At 54.4% G+C, this 17,602-nt stretch carries 16 protein-coding genes; 6 read left to right on the plus strand and 10 right to left on the minus strand.

Annotated elements, in window-relative coordinates; all coding sequences use genetic code 11:
• Positions 1-59: 59 nt before the first annotated feature.
• Positions 60-248: a protein DsrB gene (gene dsrB / locus L3068_RS14410; RefSeq protein WP_013097741.1), complete on the minus strand. Its 189-nt coding sequence runs from the start codon at positions 246-248 to the stop codon at positions 60-62.
• Between the two features lie 129 nt (positions 249-377).
• On the opposite strand from dsrB, the gene yodD reads away from it, so the two are divergent.
• Both yodD and L3068_RS14420 read left to right on the plus strand, forming a co-directional pair.
• Positions 378-605 carry a YodD family peroxide/acid resistance protein gene (gene yodD, locus L3068_RS14415; RefSeq protein ID WP_014884403.1) on the plus strand — a complete coding sequence of 76 codons (228 nt, stop codon included), beginning with the start codon at positions 378-380 and terminating at the stop codon, positions 603-605.
• A gap of 301 nt (positions 606-906) precedes the next feature.
• Positions 907-1,707 carry a mannosyl-3-phosphoglycerate phosphatase-related protein gene (locus L3068_RS14420; protein ID WP_063433526.1) on the plus strand — a complete coding sequence of 267 codons (801 nt, stop codon included), beginning with the start codon at positions 907-909 and terminating at the stop codon, positions 1,705-1,707.
• Here the strand turns inward: L3068_RS14420 and dgcQ are convergent.
• The 3 genes from dgcQ to L3068_RS14435 form a co-directional block, all read right to left on the minus strand.
• Positions 1,692-3,392: a cellulose biosynthesis regulator diguanylate cyclase DgcQ gene (gene dgcQ, locus L3068_RS14425; protein WP_063861514.1), complete on the minus strand. Its 1,701-nt coding sequence runs from the start codon at positions 3,390-3,392 to the stop codon at positions 1,692-1,694. The two genes, L3068_RS14420 and dgcQ, sit on opposite strands and share 16 nt — an antisense overlap.
• 73 nt (positions 3,393-3,465) lie before the next feature.
• Entirely contained in the window at positions 3,466-3,648 is a 183-nt protein-coding gene (locus L3068_RS14430) for a YodC family protein (RefSeq protein ID WP_008500307.1), read from the minus strand.
• Positions 3,649-3,726: 78 nt separating this feature from the next.
• Positions 3,727-4,641 carry a DUF808 domain-containing protein gene (locus tag L3068_RS14435; protein WP_349675177.1) on the minus strand — a complete coding sequence of 305 codons (915 nt, stop codon included), beginning with the start codon at positions 4,639-4,641 and terminating at the stop codon, positions 3,727-3,729.
• Positions 4,642-4,815: 174 nt separating this feature from the next.
• Here L3068_RS14435 and yedA point away from each other — a divergent pair, with 174 nt between their 5' ends.
• Complete coding sequence (yedA, locus tag L3068_RS14440; protein ID WP_117581294.1) at positions 4,816-5,730, plus strand: drug/metabolite exporter YedA; 915 nt, start codon at positions 4,816-4,818, stop codon at positions 5,728-5,730.
• Here the strand turns inward: yedA and L3068_RS14445 are convergent.
• The 3 genes from L3068_RS14445 to L3068_RS14455 all read right to left on the minus strand — a co-directional run bounded on the left by L3068_RS14445 (position 5,702) and on the right by L3068_RS14455 (position 8,352).
• Positions 5,702-6,193 (minus strand): very short patch repair endonuclease, encoded by a 492-nt coding sequence (locus L3068_RS14445; RefSeq protein WP_014884408.1) that lies wholly within the window; start codon positions 6,191-6,193, stop codon positions 5,702-5,704. The genes yedA and L3068_RS14445 overlap by 29 nt on opposite strands.
• Positions 6,174-7,589, minus strand: a complete 1,416-nt coding sequence (locus tag L3068_RS14450) for a DNA cytosine methyltransferase (RefSeq protein ID WP_014884409.1) — start codon at positions 7,587-7,589, stop codon at positions 6,174-6,176. Before L3068_RS14450 ends, L3068_RS14445 begins: the two co-directional genes overlap by 20 nt.
• 61 nt (positions 7,590-7,650) lie before the next feature.
• Entirely contained in the window at positions 7,651-8,352 is a 702-nt protein-coding gene (locus L3068_RS14455) for a phosphohydrolase (RefSeq protein WP_063614368.1), read from the minus strand.
• Positions 8,353-8,637: 285 nt separating this feature from the next.
• On the opposite strand from L3068_RS14455, the gene ompC reads away from it, so the two are divergent.
• On the plus strand, positions 8,638-9,780 hold the full coding sequence (ompC, locus tag L3068_RS14460) for a porin OmpC (RefSeq protein WP_014884411.1): 1,143 nt from the start codon (positions 8,638-8,640) through the stop codon (positions 9,778-9,780).
• 59 nt (positions 9,781-9,839) lie between these two features.
• Here ompC and L3068_RS14465 read toward each other — a convergent pair whose 3' ends face one another.
• Positions 9,840-10,703: an N-acetylmuramic acid 6-phosphate etherase gene (locus L3068_RS14465; RefSeq protein ID WP_117581292.1), complete on the minus strand. Its 864-nt coding sequence runs from the start codon at positions 10,701-10,703 to the stop codon at positions 9,840-9,842.
• Positions 10,704-10,867: 164 nt separating this feature from the next.
• Here L3068_RS14465 and L3068_RS14470 point away from each other — a divergent pair, with 164 nt between their 5' ends.
• Together L3068_RS14470 and dcuR are read left to right on the plus strand one after the other, a co-directional pair.
• Positions 10,868-12,484, plus strand: coding sequence for a sensor histidine kinase (locus L3068_RS14470; protein ID WP_014884413.1), 1,617 nt, complete (start codon positions 10,868-10,870; stop codon positions 12,482-12,484).
• The gene (gene dcuR / locus L3068_RS14475; protein WP_014884414.1) at positions 12,481-13,200 is read left to right on the plus strand and encodes a two-component system response regulator DcuR; all 720 of its coding nucleotides are present in this window, start codon (positions 12,481-12,483) and stop codon (positions 13,198-13,200) included. The genes L3068_RS14470 and dcuR overlap by 4 nt, the downstream gene beginning before the upstream one ends.
• On the opposite strand, the gene L3068_RS14480 is transcribed toward dcuR, so the two are convergent.
• On the minus strand, positions 13,181-14,140 hold the full coding sequence (locus tag L3068_RS14480) for an FAD:protein FMN transferase (protein WP_117581290.1): 960 nt from the start codon (positions 14,138-14,140) through the stop codon (positions 13,181-13,183). The genes dcuR and L3068_RS14480 overlap by 20 nt on opposite strands.
• Positions 14,141-14,233: 93 nt before the next feature.
• On the minus strand, positions 14,234-17,014 hold the full coding sequence (locus tag L3068_RS14485) for a flavocytochrome c (RefSeq protein WP_117581287.1): 2,781 nt from the start codon (positions 17,012-17,014) through the stop codon (positions 14,234-14,236).
• Between the last annotated feature and the right edge of the window lie 588 nt (positions 17,015-17,602).

A 17,602-nucleotide genomic window follows, 5' to 3' on the forward strand; every position in this document is an offset into this window, starting at 1 on the left:
CCAGAGATTTTTGCTTATGTGGGCGTTGTCGGGCAACCGCAATGCCACCCGACGCTGTGTTACTCCGCTTTTTCGACAAAAATGCCGTCCGGATGCCCCAGTTCATTAAAAAACCAGATGCCGAGCGGGTAGTCTTCCAGTGATACCAGGTACATTGTCCCCTCACTGAACTCTTCAATTGCCAATACCACCCCCGGGCGGCGCGGCCCACCGTCCGTTTTAACGGTAACCCGATCGTTGACCTTCATACATTCCTCCTCTGGTTTTGAGCCAGTGTAGAACAAAACGCATGCGCTGACATCGCTGACGGATGCGAATGCCGTTTTTGTGTGCGGTCTATACTTAACCGTGGACACGTTTATATGAGGTACCCCGTAATGAAGACCAACAAAGCGTATAGCGACACCATCAAGCGCGAAGTCGAAGTGGATGTCGATGCCCTGCTGGCCGCCATCAATGAGATCAGTGAATCCGAAGTACGTCGTGCAGAGGATGATTCCGAGAGGGTGATGGTGAACGGGAGGGATTACCATACCTACCGCGAACTGGCGGAGGCCTTCGAGCTTGATATACACGACTTTAGCGTGTCTGAAGCCAATCGTTAGCGCGAAAAAAATCCCGGTCATGGGGATGGCCGGGATCAAAACTTGCTTATGCAAGAAGCACTTGAAAATTCGTTACACCAGGAAATCTGATGTACAAACCACACTATCCCCAACGATTTTGTCTGACAAGCATATATTCTTACGGCGAATATAATATTTTTAACATAATCATTTTTGTTATGAGCAATAACGCACGGTGAATGCGGCTTTGGCTGAATCGCGTCTTATAAAGACGGTTTTCCCTTCAGTATTTTTTTAAGAATATTCTTAGGTAGAGGCGCGTGCGCTTTCAGGAGTCATCATGCTTTCACTTCAGGGTCCCCTGCTGGTTTTTTCCGATCTGGATGGATCGCTTCTGGACATTCATACCTACGAGTGGCAACCCGCGATGCCATGGCTGGACAAACTGCAGGATTATCAGGTGCCGGTGATTCTGTGCAGCAGCAAGAGTGCCGCAGAGATGCTGGATATCCAACAGGATCTGGGCCTGGAGGGGTTACCTTTTATTGCTGAGAACGGCGCGGTCATTCAGCCTGATGTGCGCTGGGAGAGGGGGCAGCGCCAGATCACAGGGATGACGCATCGGGAAATTCATCCGCTTATTGAGCAAATCCGCCAGCAGGCAGGCTTTAAATTCGTCACGTTTGATGACGTGAACGAACGCGTCATCAGCGAATGGACCGGGCTGACGCGCTACCGTGCGGCGCTCGCACGCAAACACGACGCCTCTGTCACGCTCATCTGGCGTGATACCGACGACGCAATGGTCCGCTTTGAAGAGGCGCTGGCGCAAAGGGGTCTGAAATGTTTACAGGGGGCCCGTTTCTGGCACATTCTGGATGCACGCTGCGGTAAAGACGTGGCGGTTAACTGGCTGATTGCGCAGTACCGCGAGCAGGAAGATTGTGTCCCCACCACCCTGGGGCTGGGGGATGGCCCAAACGATGCGCCGCTGCTGGACAGCGTCGACTTCGCCGTGGTGATTAAAAGCATAAACCGCCAGGGCATTACGCTACAAAATGATAGCCCTGAACGGGCTTATCACACGCAGCTGAGCGGTCCCTTAGGCTGGCGGGAAGGGATGGATCACTTTTTCTCCTGATCGCTCCAGCACACCCGGTTACGCCCGCTCTGCTTGGCCTGATACAGCCTGTCGTCCGCGGCAGATTGCAGTTGTTCAAAAATATAGTTCTCTTTTTCCTGCGCGCTGGCGACGCCCAGGGAGGCGCTAATGCGAACGGTCGTGCTCTTTTTCACCAGGATCTCCCTGCTGTTGATGCGTGACCGGATGCGCTCCGCGACCCTTCTCCCCTCTTCCAGGCTGCTCCCCGGCAGGACCACGCAAAACTCTTCCCCGCCCACGCGCCCGGCAACGTCATTTTTGCGCAGCACGCTGGTAATCAACCCTGCGGCATGGGACAGCACTTTGTCACCCGCCTGATGCCCATACTGGTCATTAATGCATTTGAAATGGTCAAGATCGATCTGTATCACCGTAAACGGCTGACCCTGTTGTCGACAGTTCTCCGCAATCACTTTTGCGCGCTCAAACAGCGCGCCGCGGTTATTCAGACGCGTGAGGGGATCGTGCCAGGCCTGCCACTGCAGGGAGTGCTGGAGGGTGTACATATTGCTGACCATCCTGCGGATGACCAGCCATGAAACAAGCAGCATGGCGGTAAAGAGCGCCCACAGCAGGGCCAGCACAATACTGATACTGCCAAAGTCACCCTGTACGCCTTCGTGCAACGTATGAACGCGTAAGATCACCCCGTCAAAATGATCGAGTCGCTCCCAGCTAATAAAACGGCTTCCAAGGCGTATACCGCCTCGGGTGTCGTGCTCAATCGCGTGAGCAATTTGCGCCGTTTCAACCTCGTCAAAGCGGTTCACCTGACTGCCGTCCGCTTCTGACGTGGCAATCATGTTCAGACGCGTGTCATACAGTTGATACTCGCCCTCCGTCCGGTCCTGCGTCGCTTCAGTCAGCAGGCGTTTCATGGTGTGTATGGAGAAATCCATCGCTACCACGCCATACCAGTAATGCTCAAAATAGATGGGCACGCTCGCCGTTATCGTGCGCTCCCCATTGCTCCAGGGCGACGGCGCCGAAATAAACCAGCGCACCGCGCGCGCGCGATTGTGGCGTTCTGAGTGCAAGGTAAACCAGGGTTGAGTGACCAGAAAGTAATAGCGGGCGCTGATATCGTCAGCCATATCAGGCGTGTCTGTCGAAAGATAAAACCCCGCGCGGGAAACGTAGATTATCCGCTCTTCACTTTGCACACCCGACGAGGCCAGGCGCAGTAAATACCCCACTTCCAGCGCGGCAGAGATCTCATTACTGATACGCTCACTATCACGGTTAAGGAGCGTGGATTTTGCAACGAAGGCATCTGACACGCCGTTCAGGGGAAGGGTGCGTTTTTTATCAACGGCCAGCTGCCAGGTTTCATCCGTCCGCACGGCGCTAAAACGAGACACCGCATCGCGCAGGACATCAAACCCCAGGGGGGTCTGTAAGGCATCATGCATGCTGGTGCGAAAAAACAGCATTTTGTCCACGCTGTACTGCAGCTGACGGTCCAGCGACGTGGCGACCGTTTCGAGATGGTTACGCTGGCTGGAGATATACGCCTCCTCCAGGACCACCACCTCACGCCATGTCAGGAGGGTGGAAAAGACAAGGACGACAAGAAAACAGAGATTAACGATTAACCCCGGATTGCTACGCTTATGCAGCCATTGCAGAAAATATTGTTTTACAACAAAGGTATCGCGCTGCACACACACTCCCTGATTACTGCCTTACACCCGGTACATGAGATAAAAACGCCCGGCAAAGCCGGGCGTTATGTGATTAAGCCTTGTCCCGCTTGTGCTGCCCGTCGCCCGGCTGAAGCTCATCTTCACGAAATGCTTCCCGCTTGATGCTATAGCCATCGTGCCACCGACACTCCACCATTCCGCTGGAATAGCCTGTGACAATCATACGTGGGCCACCTTTCTTAGGCTTAACTTCATCACTGACCAAAAAGACCATACCTGCCTCCTGTATCAGGGTGAAACTGTTTCAATTTAGACGAGGAATAGTCTTTTTGCATACCACAACAGGTAACAATTAGTGCGCCGAACCGCGCATTTTCTCGACCAGTTTCACCGCCGCCACCACGATAGCGCCAACGATAAAGCCCAGCACAAGATTAAGCAGCGTCGGCAGAATAGCGGCCACCACGCTCCCCTGCGCCGAGGAGAACTGTTCGATCGCATGGTGCAGCGGAGCAATGCCGTGGACCACAATACCGCCCCCCACCAGGAACATCGCCAGGGTGCCAACCACCGACAAGCTCTTCATCAACCACGGTGCCAGCGTCAGTAAGCTTTTACCGATGCCTTTTGCCACCGCGCTTGATTTCTCCTCCAGCCAGTAGCCGATATCATCCAGCTTCACGATCAATCCGACCAGACCGTACACGCCGACGGTGACCAGAATGGCGATGCCGGAGAGGATCAACACCTGATTGAGCAGCGGCGCATCGGAGACAATGCCCAACGTAATGGCGACGATCTCTGCCGAGAGAATAAAGTCGGTCCGAATGGCGCCTTTGACTTTATCGCGCTCGAAGGTTTTCGGATCCTGCGCGGCCAGCGCGTCCAGACGCTGCTGGCGCATCTCCGGCGTGTCGTTATGCTTGCGTGCGCTGAAGGAGTGCAGGACTTTCTCCACGCCTTCAAAGCATAAAAATGCCCCGCCAATCATCAGCAACGGCGTGATAGCCCAGGGAATAAATGCACTGATCAGCAGCGCCAGCGGCACCAGGATCACTTTATTCAGAAACGAGCCTTTTGCCACGCCCCACACCACCGGCAGTTCGCGGTTAGCCCGTACACCGCTCACCTGTTGAGCGTTAAGCGATAAATCATCCCCCAGCACACCCGCGGTTTTCTTCGCCGCTAGTTTCCCCATCACGGAAATATCATCCAGTAAGGTGGCAATATCATCCAGCAATGTTAATAAGCTACTTCCTGCCAAAATCGTGATCCTTCTTTTTTGGTAATTAAGTGAATAGTATGGAGCAAAAGCGCAAACGCGGAAACAGGCACCTCACGTCAACAAAAAATTCACATCAACTACACAATTAAAGGGCTCGCCAGCACGATAGTTTTCGCGTTTACTATCAGCGACCTTTTTATTTCGTCGTGAGGGATTATGCGTTTCCGGCAACTGCTACCGCTCATCGGGGCACTTTTTTCGCTTTATATCATCTGGGGTTCGACCTACTTTGTCATTCGCATCGGCGTGGAAAGCTGGCCGCCGCTGATGATGGCGGGCATTCGTTTCCTCTCGGCGGGCGTGTTGCTGCTGGCCTTTCTGCTGCTGCGCGGTCATAAGCTACCGCCGCTGCGCCCGATGCTCAACGCTGCCCTGATTGGCCTGCTGCTATTGGCGGTAGGGAATGGGTTTGTGACCATTGCCGAGCACCAGAACGTACCTTCGGGGATCGCCGCCGTGGTCGTTGCCACCGTACCGCTGTTTACCCTCTGCTTCAGCCGTCTTTTTGGTATCCGTACCCGCAAGCTGGAATGGCTGGGGATTGGCATCGGCCTGGCGGGCATTATTCTGCTCAACAGCGGCGGTAACCTGAGCGGGAATCCGTGGGGGGCGATCATTATTCTTATCGGCTCAATGAGCTGGGCGTTTGGTTCGGTATACGGTTCGCGTATCGAACTGCCAACCGGCATGATGGCGGGGGCGATTGAGATGCTTGCCGCGGGGATCGTGCTTCTGATGGCTTCCATGCTGACGGGGGAAAGGCTGACGACCCTGCCGGATCTGTCGGGCTTCCTGGCGGTCGGGTATCTGGCGCTGTTTGGTTCGCTCATTGCAATCAATGCCTACATGTTCCTGATCCGCAATGTGTCTCCGGCGGTTGCCACCAGCTATGCCTACGTCAACCCGGTCGTGGCCGTGCTGCTCGGTACCGGGCTCGGCGGGGAAACACTCTCTCCGGTTGAGTGGTTAGCATTAGGGGTGATTGTTTTTGCCGTCGTGCTGGTCACGCTGGGCAAATATTTACTGCCGGCGAAGCCCGTGATTACGCCTTGCGGGGTGGAGAAACCGTAAGCGCGTGGATCCCCTGTGTGTCGATCTGCGCGGTGTGTCCGCCGCCGCAGATCCACTCTTCCAGCCGTTCGCGCAGATCGGCATCGTTCAGTTTTCGCCGCCCTCTCAGCGCACACTCCCAGACGATCAGCACGCGCCAGCCCTGCGCGATAAGCGTGGTGAGATCACGCGCGTCGCGCGCAACGTTCTTGCCAATCTTCTCCAGCCAGAAATCGGTGCGCGTTGCCGGAACTTTAAACAGGTAACAGTCGTGATGATGCCAGAAACAGCCGTGGGTAAAGATAATGCACTGATACGCGTCGATGACGAAATCCGGTCGCCCCGCCAGCGCGGCATCCTGCACGCGGAAATCAAACCCCGCCTGCGTCAACAACCCGGCCAGACGCTTTTCAATGGCGGTATCACGCGTGCCGATAGCACGCATGTTTTTGCTGCGCGTTGCCTTATCGTGAACGTCCGTCATTGACGGCCTCACTCTGGCGGAGCGCCACCGCCTGCCGGATACGTGAGGCCAGCAGTTTTGCCACCGCCGCAAATGCGGGCACCACCACCGAGTTACCAAACTGACGGTATGCCTGAGTGTCCGACACCGGAATACGGAAACTGTAGCCCTGCGGCGTTTCAAAGCCCATCAGCCGGGCACATTCCCGTGGCGTGAGGCGTCGTGGACGGTGGAGCTGGTTTTGCGGATCGTCGAAATCCCTCTCGCCCAGCGCTTTATCCCAGCCTCTGTCGATCAGGATTTCCGCGCCGTCTTTATAATAACGGGCGGACAAGGTGCGGGTCACGCTGTGCGGATCGTGAGGATTAACCATGCCAAATCCGAAGCCGTTGCCTTTTGCCTGATGCTTTTTGGCATAGCGGTAGAGGTATTTCCACAGAACGGGCGTAAGGATAAATTTCGCGTCGACCACAGGCTCCAGCAGGTCGGCGACGGTTGGACGACGCTCGGGATACAGAGACGGGATATCCCGCAGGGTAAAATCTCCCTTCAGATTGAGATCGCGGCGGAAGCCGACCAGCACAATGCGCTCGCGATGCTGGGGCAGGAAATGTTTCCCGTCAATGATTTTTGGGTCATCCGCGCCCATATCCTCAGAATCGGCCACGTCGTAACCCAGCTCATCCAGGGTTTGCATAATAATGCGGAAGGTTTTTCCGCCGTCATGGCTCTTTAAGTTTTTGACGTTTTCCAGCACAAAGATGGCCGGGCGGCGGGCGTCAATGATGCGGGCCACATCAAAAAACAGCGTTCCCTGCGTATCGCAGGCGAAACCGTGGGCGCGACCGAGGGCATTCTTTTTCGATACGCCGGCCAGCGAGAAAGGCTGGCAGGGGAAGCCAGCCAGCAGCACGTCGTGCGCCGGGATCGTCTGACGAATATGCCCGGCGGCCTGCTCATCCGTGACGCCGCTTTTATGGCTCAGGGTGACATCACGTATATCGGCGTTGAAGTGATGCTCGTGCGGATCGCAGTACCAGTTCGCTTTATAGGTGCGTACCGCATGTTTGTTCCACTCGCTGGTAAACACACACTGACCGCCGATGGCTTCAAAACCGTGCCGGATCCCACCGATACCGGCGAACAGATCGATAAAGCGGAATGCATAGTCCGGGTGCGCGGCAGACGGACGCGGAAGCAGGTTTTGCAGATAACGAAACTCACCGTCGCTCAGGCGGCGCCCTGCCCGCTCGCTGGTCAGCAGTCGCTTAAGGATGGCCGGGCTCCAGTGGCTCTCACCGTGCGCTATAAGCTGGTTCGCCAGCGTTTTGACATCATAAATATCCAGCAGCTGGCGCAGTAATGCCTGCACCGTTGCCGTTGATTTCTCAGCCTGCTCTGGCGCGGGCCCTGTCACTGATCGATTTTCCTGCATTCTTTTAACCGGAGAATAAAGACTGGGAACAGATTACCACAGTTCAGTTGGGCAAACTGCGACAGAAGCGGTGCTGAATCTGGCTATCCAGCCCGATGCAGTCGCCCTGTAATTCGGCACTGAGTTTCGCCATAAAGTGAACGAGAAAATCGGCGTTATGTTGCGCGAGCTCGCGCCCGACGTCGGTTTGCATTGTATCAGGCAAGCGCAGCAGCTTAGTCTGAAAATGATCGAGGGCAAATGCCCGGTCATCCAGCGAGCGCGCATCGGCAAAGGGATCTTCCGCGTCAAACAGTGCCACGCCCAGCCCACCCGAGACGGCAAACACGCGCGCCAGGCCAATCGCGCCCAGCGCTTCGAGACGATCGGCATCCTGGACAATTTTGGCCTCGATACTTTGCGGCGCAATACCCGCGCTGAAACTGTGCGCCTCGATGGCGTGCTCCACGGCGGCAAAGCGATCCGGCGGAAAGTCCGGGAAATCGCGGTGCAGAATGTCCCGCGTTTTGCGCGCCGCCAGACGCGATGACTGACTGCGTTCAGGATGATTTTTCGGCAGGCTAACGATGTCGTGAAAATAGCAGGCGGTCAGGACCACCAGCGGATCGGCCTGATGATGAATCATTATTTTTCGGGCCGTCATCCAGACGCGGCGGAAGTGCGAAATATCATGCGCACTGTCATCGCTGGCGTGATGTTCATCAAGCCAGGATTCAAAACGCTGCTGCCACTGTACGAGTTCCATCATTCTTTCCTGTGACGAAAACAGGCTGTGGATTATAACACAGCCGAATTAAATGATTTAAAAAATAGAAATGAGAAATACTTAATAATAATTATGCGCAATGTATTCAGTTCATTAATTCACATGAAAAATAATGAGAGCCTTAGAAATATTTTGCAATATTTTTACCGATTTAATTACATTTATTTTTGAACCAAAATAACAATCCATAGAATAGTATCAAAATCGTAATTACGGAGGGTGATTACATATATTCATATAAATTATCTTTAAAGGGAATATATAATGAAAAGAAAAGTTCTGGCAATCCTGGTACCCGCATTATTAATGGCTGGCGCAGCAAATGCGGCTGAAATCTATAATAAAAACGGCAACAAAGTTGACCTGTATGGCAAAGTTGATGCGCGTCATACCTTCTCTGACAACCCTGGTGACGACGGCGATGAAACCTATGTACAGGTGGGTTTCAAAGGCGAAACTCAGATTACTAATGAGCTGACGGGTTACGGCCAATGGGAATATAAAACCTACGCCAACGATACTGAAAACGCAGGTGGTAACTCTTTCAACCGTCTGGCGTACGCTGGCCTGAAATATGGCGAATACGGTTCATTTGACTATGGCCGTAATTATGGCGTGGTGTATGACGTTGAAGCCTGGACCGATATGCTGCCAGTATTCGGCGGTGATTCTTACACCTGGACCGATAACTTCATGAACGGCCGTGCTAACGGTCTGGCAACCTACCGTAATAGTGATTTCTTCGGTCTCGTTGAAGGTCTGAATTTCGCGCTGCAGTATCAGGGTGCGAATGAAGGTGCTAACGCGAATGAAGATCAGGAAGGCACCAAAAACGGTCATAGCAAAGTACGTTTCCAGAACGGTGACGGCTTCGGTATGTCTACCTCCTATGATTTCTCTGGCGACCTGTCCGGCCTGAGCCTGGGTGCGGCGTACTCGTCTTCTGACCGTACCAATGAGCAGGTTGCAAACGGCAAACGCTTTGAAGGTGTCGGGTTTGCGGATGGCGAAAAAGCCGAAGCCTGGACTGTTGGCGCGAAATACGATGCAAACAGCATCTACCTGGCGATGATGTATGCGGAAACCCGCAACATGACGCCATTCGGTGACGTTGGTGTCGCAAACCAGACTCAAAACTTTGAAGCGGTTGCACAGTACCAGTTCGACTTTGGTCTGCGTCCTTCCCTGGCATGGGTTTACTCAAAAGGTAAAGACCTGGATGGTCAGGGCTTCAACCAGGATCTGGTTAACTACATTGACCTGGGCATGACTTACAGCTTCAACAAAAACTTCTCCACCTATGTTGATTACAAAATCAACATGCTGGATCAGGATGAAGCGCTGTATGATGAGTACGGTATCTCTACCGACGACATCGTTGGCGTAGGCATGACCTACCAGTTCTAATTCCCCAAAAATACTAAAGCCCGCACTCGCGGGCTTTTTTTCATTTATAAGAGCCGAATTTACGGCGCTTCCTGCAACGCCACGCGAACAAACCCGTTATTCTGCGCCAGCAGTTCGTGGGCTTTCCATGCATCCAGCCCGGTCAGTACCATCAGGACTGCCGTTTTACAGTTATGGTTACAGCTCTCCAGCGCGGCTTTTGCCTGCGCCCGGGTGCAGCCCCCCGCCTCCATCACAATGGCAATTTGTCGTTCGGCCCATTTGGTATTGCGTGCCTCCAGATCCACCCGCAGGTTGCTGTAAACGCGCCCGGTCCGCACGGCCAGCCCGGTGGTGACCATCGAGAGGATCATTTTTTGCGCAATACCCGCTTTGGTATTGCTAAAGCCTGCCACCACATCAGCTCCCAGCGCCGGGGCAATTACCATGCTTGCCAGCTGCGCCGCTTCACTTTGTGCATCACCGGTAATGATGGCGACCATAGAGCCCAGCGACCATGCATGGCGCATTGCACCCCAGACCCACGGCGTTTTTCCGCTAACGGTGACCGCCAGCATCATATCGTGTTCACCAAACTTAATGGCCTGCAGATCGGCAACGCCACGCTCGTAGCTCCCTTCCCCTTCCTGTGCCGTCACGGCAATCACAGGGGTTTTGCCCGGCGCATATTCATCGGCAGCCTGTTGTGCGACACGGCCAGACGGCCCCGCCCCGACAATGACCAGACGGCCCCCGTGACTAAGCGTCGCCGCGGCGTTATCCACCACGCGGGCGATCGTCGTTAAACAGGGGGATATTGCAGCGGAAATGAGTGCATCTTCCTGGTGAATGACCTTCAGCATGTCCAGCGTGGACAATCTATCAATATTCATCGTGCTGGCGTGCCGTCTTTCCTTGACCGAACCGGTAAGCATAATGCTCATAAACAGCCTCCTTATTATGAGTACCCACACACTATAAAGTGTTTTATATGGATGACCTGCGAGGAGGGTCACGAAAAGAGGACCAAATCCACGCCTTTACATGGCTTTAAGAAACGCGCGTCATCAGCGATAATTACCCCTTTGTTAATCATCGCGGAGTATTGATGAGCGATTTGCAGCCTTTCCTTCTGACGCGCAAGCGCCCCATGAAACTGAACACGCTGGTCACGTTGATGGTATGCGCGATTATTGCCTCTGTGCTGCTTCTGGTCTTTGCGCTCTACTCCGTTCAGATCACCCGGGCCACACGCGATGATGTCAAAGACACCGCACTGGGTATCGCCCGCACGCTGGCCGACAGCCCGGAGATCCAGCGAGGTCTGATGCAGTCCCCGCAGGCCGACATCATTCAGCCCATCGCCAAAGCGGTCACCCAACGCAACGATCTGCTGCTCACCGTGGTGACCGACATGCGCGGTATTCGTTACTCGCACCCGAACGAAGCACTGATTGGCCTGCATTTTATTGGCAACGATCTGGAACCCGCCCTGGAAGGTAAAGAGAACGTCTCGGTTAACCGGGGCGCCCTCGCCGAAGCGCTTCGCGTCTTTACCCCGGTTTATGACAGCCAGCACGATCAGATCGGGGTGGTGGTGGTCGGTATCTCCCTCAAAAAGGTGGAAGACCAGATTGCCCGCGGGCGGCTGAATGCGCTCTGGACGATATTATTCAGTATCTTTATGAGTTCGATGGCGATTTGGGGCCTGGTGCGGGTGCTGAAGCGCATTCTGTTCGGCCTCGAACCCTACGAGATATCCGCCCTTTTCGAACAACGTCAGGCAATGCTGCAGTCGCTTCGCGAAGGCGTACTGGCCGTCGATATTCACGGGCGCGTGACGATGATCAACCACACCGCCAGAGAAATTTTACTCCTGCCCTCCGGCAAGCAAACGGAAAACGCCAGCGCACCACTTTTAGCCAGCCTGCGTGAGATTTCAAAAACCGGCGTCGCGCGCCAGGATCAGGAGATCAGCTGTAACGGTCGGCTGTTGCTGTGCAACATGGTGCCGGTCAAAAGCCAGGAGCAGGTCATCGGGGCGATCGCCACCTTCCGCGATAAAACGGAAATCAGCCAGCTGATGCAGCGCATTGATGGCATGGTCAACTACGTCGATGCCCTGCGCAGCCACACGCACGAGTTTATGAATAAACTGCATGTGATCCTTGGCCTGCTGCATATGAAGCGCTACGACAAGCTGGAGGAGTACATCATCCAGACGGCGCATAATTACCAGACGGATATCGGTACGATCCAGAGCAAGGTAAAATCGCCGGTCATTGCCGGGTTCCTGCTGGGTAAAATCAACCGGGCAAAAGAGGCGGGCGTCACCCTGACGCTGGCAGACGAAAGCCAGATACCGGATACCGCCAGCGAAGAGCAGGTCGCGGTGTTGATCACCGCGCTGGGTAACCTGATTGAAAACGCGCTCGACGCGATGGAAGGACAGCAGGAAGGCGAGATCGGCCTGCTGCTGCATTATCAGAATGGCTGGCTCAGTTGCGAAGTCAGCGACGATGGCCCCGGCATTGATCCCACTCAGCTGGAGGCTATTTTTACTAAGGGCTTCTCAACGAAAGGTGAAAACCGCGGCGTTGGGCTGTTCCTTGCTCGCCAGCAGATTCAGAATCTGGGCGGAGAGATCTCCGTGGAGTCTGAGCCTGGCGTCTTTACCCAATTTTTTGTTCACATCCCCTGGGATAGCGAGAGGAATATCGCGTGATAAATGTATTAATTGTCGATGATGACGCCATGGTGGCCGACCTCAACCGTCTGTATGTCAACCGTGTTGAAGGCTTTAGCTGCTGCGGTGTCGCCTCCACGCTCAACCAGGCGAAGGCCATGATTAACGACCCCGGTCAGCCGGTCGATCTGGTGCTACTGGATGTCTATATGCAGCAGGATAACGGGCTGGATCTGCTGCCCGTGATTCGCGCGTCCGGCCGCCCGATCGATGTCATTATGATCTCCTCGGCCGCCGATGCCGCCACGATCCAGACCTCTATCCACTACGGCGTGGTGGATTACCTGATCAAACCCTTCCAGTTCCCGCGCTTTGAAGAGGCGCTCAACGGCTGGAAAGCGAAGCATAACCTGATGGAATCGCACCCGTATTATGAACAGGCCGACGTTGACCGCCTGATCCACGGCGGAGCGCCGGAGCTGGCGGACAGCAAAAAACTGCCGAAAGGGTTAACGCCGCAGACGCTGCGCACGATCTGCCAGTGGATTGACGCCCACCCGGAGATGGAGTTCTCTACCGATGACCTGGCGAGCGCGGTGAATATCTCCCGCGTCTCGTGCCGCAAATATCTGATCTGGCTGGCGCAAATCAACATTCTGTTCACCAGCATTCACTACGGTGCCACCGGGCGGCCAGTGTATCGTTACCGTCTCCAGCCGGAACAGACGGGGCTGCTTAAGCAGTACTGTCAGTAACGCGGTAGGTATTATCCAGCAACGTAAAGCGGAAGTGGTGCATCGATGAGATCACCACTTCTTTTGTTTTGGTCACAAAAATGGCTTCAATATCCGGGCGAGAGCGCAGCACCGCGCAGCCCTTCTCTATGCCCATGCCGTACATCAGCGTGGTCCAGATATCGCCGTCGATAGACTCTTTTGACACGATGGTGACGCTGTCCAGCGCGTTGTCCAGCGGGTATCCGGTGCGCGGATCGAGAATATGGTGATAGCGCTTGCCGTTTTGCTCAAAGAAGCGCTCGTAGGTTCCTGACGTCACCACGGAGCGGTTTTCCACCGTCATCGCGCCAATCAGCGCGTCGCTGACGAACGGTTTTTTCAGCCCGACGCTCCAGCCCCCTTCCGGTGAGCCTAACGTCTGGATATTTCCCCCCAGGTTGATGAGTCCCCGCTCGGTCCCCTCTTTGTGCAGGTAATCCCGCACCCGGTCAGCGATATAGCCTTTGGCGATGGCGCCCAGGTCGATCTCCATGCCTGCTCTCGCCAGAAACACGCTGCTCTGCGCCTCATCAAGGATGACATCCTCAGGACGGGTAATCGCCAGCAGCGCCGCAATATCATCAGCAGGCGGAACGCTGTCACCCCGGAAACCAATTTTCCAGCGCTTCACCAGCGGGCCAATCGCCAGGTTAAAAGCGCTGTTCTTGAGCAGGCTTGCCGCTTTTGCACAGCGGATCAGTTCGAACACCGGTCGGCTGACGATGACCGGATGCTGCCCAGCCGCGTGGTTGATGTCCATCACCTGCGAGTGGGCACGGTTGACGGTAAGCAGATCTTCATATTGTTTGATGAGTCGAAACACGCGGGAGGCGAGGGCTTCGTCATGGGAGAAGAGTTTCAGGAGGATGGGGGAACCCATCAGGACGGCGGAGTAACTGTAAACACGGTTATCTGACATGCATGTTTCCTCAGATGTAGCCCCGGCAAGCACCGCGCCGCCGGGGAAATCGCCGGATAACGTTGCGTTTATCCGGCCTACAACACAGGTGCTTTATGCCATTTTTGCGCGCATCGCCGCCTGATGTCCGGCAAGGGTACCAAAAATAATGATGTCTGCCACCGCGTTACCGCCGATACGGTTACCGCCGTGGATCCCGCCGACCACTTCACCCGCAGCAAATGCCCCTGGCAGCACGTTGTGGTTGCTGTCCAGCACGCAGGTTTCAGTGTTGATGGTCACACCGCCCATGGTGTGGTGCACGCCCGGCGCAATCTGAATGGCGTAGAACGGCCCTTCATTGATTGGCGCACGCAGCGCGGTGGTACGGCCAAAATCATCGTCGTGCTGTTTCTCGACAAAGCCGTTGTAGCGTTCCAGCGTTGCCAGGAAGGCGTGATGATCCATGCCCAGCGCTTCGGCCAGGGCTTTTGGTGAGCTGGCGCTGGTCACGAACCCTTTGGCGATGTACTCATCCGCAGCTTTGTTTTTGGCGCGTACGTGTTCATCAAAGACGATGTAAGCGTATTTCTCTGGCAGCGCGATGATCTGCGCGGAGACTTTGTCGCGGGTCGACATTTCGTTGTAGAAGCGCTCCCCTTTCTGATTGACCAGAATCGCCCCGCCGCCGCGGATGGATTCGGAAATCAGGTACGAGGTTTTCTGCTCCACGGTGGGGTGAATCTGAATTTCGCCCATATCCACGGTGCCCGCCCCAATGCGCTCCAGCAGTGCGATACCGCCGCCGGTGGCCCCTTTATGGTTGGTGGTGACGAATCCTTCCAGGTCCGGACGGTATTTCACCACCATCTGGCTGTTGGCGCTGAAGCCGCCGGTCGCCACAATCACGCTTTTGGTTGCCACGATGACGGTTTCATTCTCTTCGGTCGTCAGGCGCACGCCGGTCACTTCGCCGTTTTCGAAAATAATGTCACTGACGGAGGTATCCAGCATCACCTCGATGTTGCGTTTGTTGACGTTACGCACCAGACCGCTGATCAGATAGCCGCCTACTGCAGAACCGTCTTTTGGACGGTGAGTACGGTCGATGCTCATCCCGCCGGTGGTGGTGATGTCGTTGAGCATAATGCCGCGGGTTGCCAGCCACTCAATTGCTTCCGGTGCGTTCTCGACAAAGCGACGCAGCAGTTCCGGGTTGTTCTTGTTACCGCCGCCTTTCAGGCTTTCCTGGTAGAACAGTTCTTTGCTGTCCTGAATACCCTTCACGCGCTGGAAGCGAGTTTCAGCGGCGTTCATCCCGGCAGAAGCTTTGATGGTGTTACCGCCGATGGTTGGCATTTTCTCGACAATCAGCACGCTTGCGCCTTCGTCGTGCGCCTGAATCGCCGCCGCCAGACCGGCACCGCCGCTGCCCACGACAACCACGTCAACGCTGCGGGTTTCGTTCGGGTCAACGCCCTCCTCTGCCGCCAGCGCTTTACTGGATTTCAGCATCGCTTTAGAAACCGCTTTTTTCACCGCTTCACTCTGGCTGGTTGCGCCGGTGATGGCATCCACGTGCGGGGTGTTGGCATCCAGAATGCGGGTACGGATCTCTTCGAAGCTGGTCACAAACTCAACGTCTTCGCTTGGGCCGGAGGCCAGCGCGATGTCCGCAATGCGGTCGGTTTCCAGGCTGACGTTAATCACCAGCTCGTTAGCGTCGTCCTGCACTTTCTCGACGAAGGTGCCCGGTTTGAATTTAGACTCGCCCATGCTCATGTCGCGGATCATCGCTTCCACCAGCGAGAAACGCCACAGCGGTTCCGGAATGCTCAGCTCCTCGCGTTTGGTGCTGTCCATAAACAGTTCAAGGCTTTCGCCAGCCGCAATGCGGTCTGTCCAGTCCGGATAAGCGATGGTGGCGCGGCCAACGGCAATCAGGTCGTAACCGTGGTCCAGCGCGTCATTCACGTCTGAAGCATTCACCACGCCGCCCACGCCCATGACCGGAACCTGCGCCAGCGTTTCTGAACGCATCGCGCAGTATTTTTCGATGAGCGGGGTCGGGTCTTGGGTGTCAACAATCGAAGGACGCAGAGTTGCACCGACGGAGAAGTGCAGGTAATCCACGCCGCACGCGGCCAGTTTCTCCAGCAGGTACATGGTGTCTTCAAAACGGATGCCCGGGACTTCCAGCTCTTCAGGGGAGAAGCGGTAACCAATGATGAAGGCATCATCCGCGTACTGGCGCACCATTTTGTGCGTAATGTCCAGCACGGCCAGCGGGAACTTCGCGCGGTTGTCGCGGCTGCCGCCCCACTCGTCATCGCGCTGGTTAGAGTTCGGTGAGTAGAACTGCTGAATCAGGTAGGTATTGGCCCCGTGGATTTCCACGCCGTCGAAACCGGCCTGAATGGCGCGACGCACAGCTTCCCCAAACTTGCCGATCATTCCTTCTACTTCTTCGGCGGTCAGTGCAACCGGCGTTGCGGCACCGTCACGCGGTGCGGCCACCGCGCTTGGGCCAACCGGGGTACGGCCACCAATCAGTTTTGGGTCAACCATACGGCCGCCGTGGTAGATCTGCAGCAGCGCTTTCGAACCTTTGGATTTAATCGCCTCTGCGATTTTCGCCAGCCCGGCAATTTTCTCGTCGTTATCAATACCGATGGCGCCCGGGAAGGCGAGACCGAGATCGTCAACGAAGCAGCACTCCACGATGATGGTACCGATGCTGCCGGAGCGAGCCCGGTAGTACTCCACCAGCTCACTGGTGACAGTACCGTCATAGTAGCCGGTACAGGTGGTCATCGGGGCCATTAACAAACGGTTTTTCAGTTCAGTGCCATTCGGTAATGTGAAGGGGCTAAGAATGCGTTCGTTAGTGCTCATAATAGAAACTCCAAACTTTTAAAATTAAGAATTCGTTATCGGGTTTAATTTTTAAATTGGTTGTTATTTGCCGATGTCATGATACTAATATAATGATTTTTTTAGTTTCCAAAGCCATTACGTTAGTTAAAAAACTATTTAATCCCTGAGATAACAGAAATAACACAATGGTGTTAGTGATAATAATTCACCCGTTTACAATAATTTAAAATACGTTAAATAAATATTGGTCATACCAATTTCATTTAACCATAAAAAACTCAATAAAATCAAACAATAAAAATAATACCAGATTTTGGATTGTTACAAGAATGATAAAGAAAACGATAAAAATAAATAATAACCCATACGCCAGAGTGGTTATTAATAAAAGCACAAAAATAACGCTGCACTTCTGCTTTTTTGATCCTGATCAATAGTTGCAGCATCCAAAAGCGCAATATAAAAACATCATCAATTTTTAATTTAACGCACACAGAAAGGCGTTAAATCGTTATTAATGAAAAAACCAAACCGCACCTTTAACAACTAAAAAAAGCAAAGAAACTTAAAAAACACATTTGGTTTTTTCTGCACTACCGAATTTTT

Source organism: Enterobacter cloacae complex sp. ECL414 (genome assembly GCF_021869685.1).
Classification (GTDB): domain Bacteria; phylum Pseudomonadota; class Gammaproteobacteria; order Enterobacterales; family Enterobacteriaceae; genus Enterobacter; species Enterobacter kobei.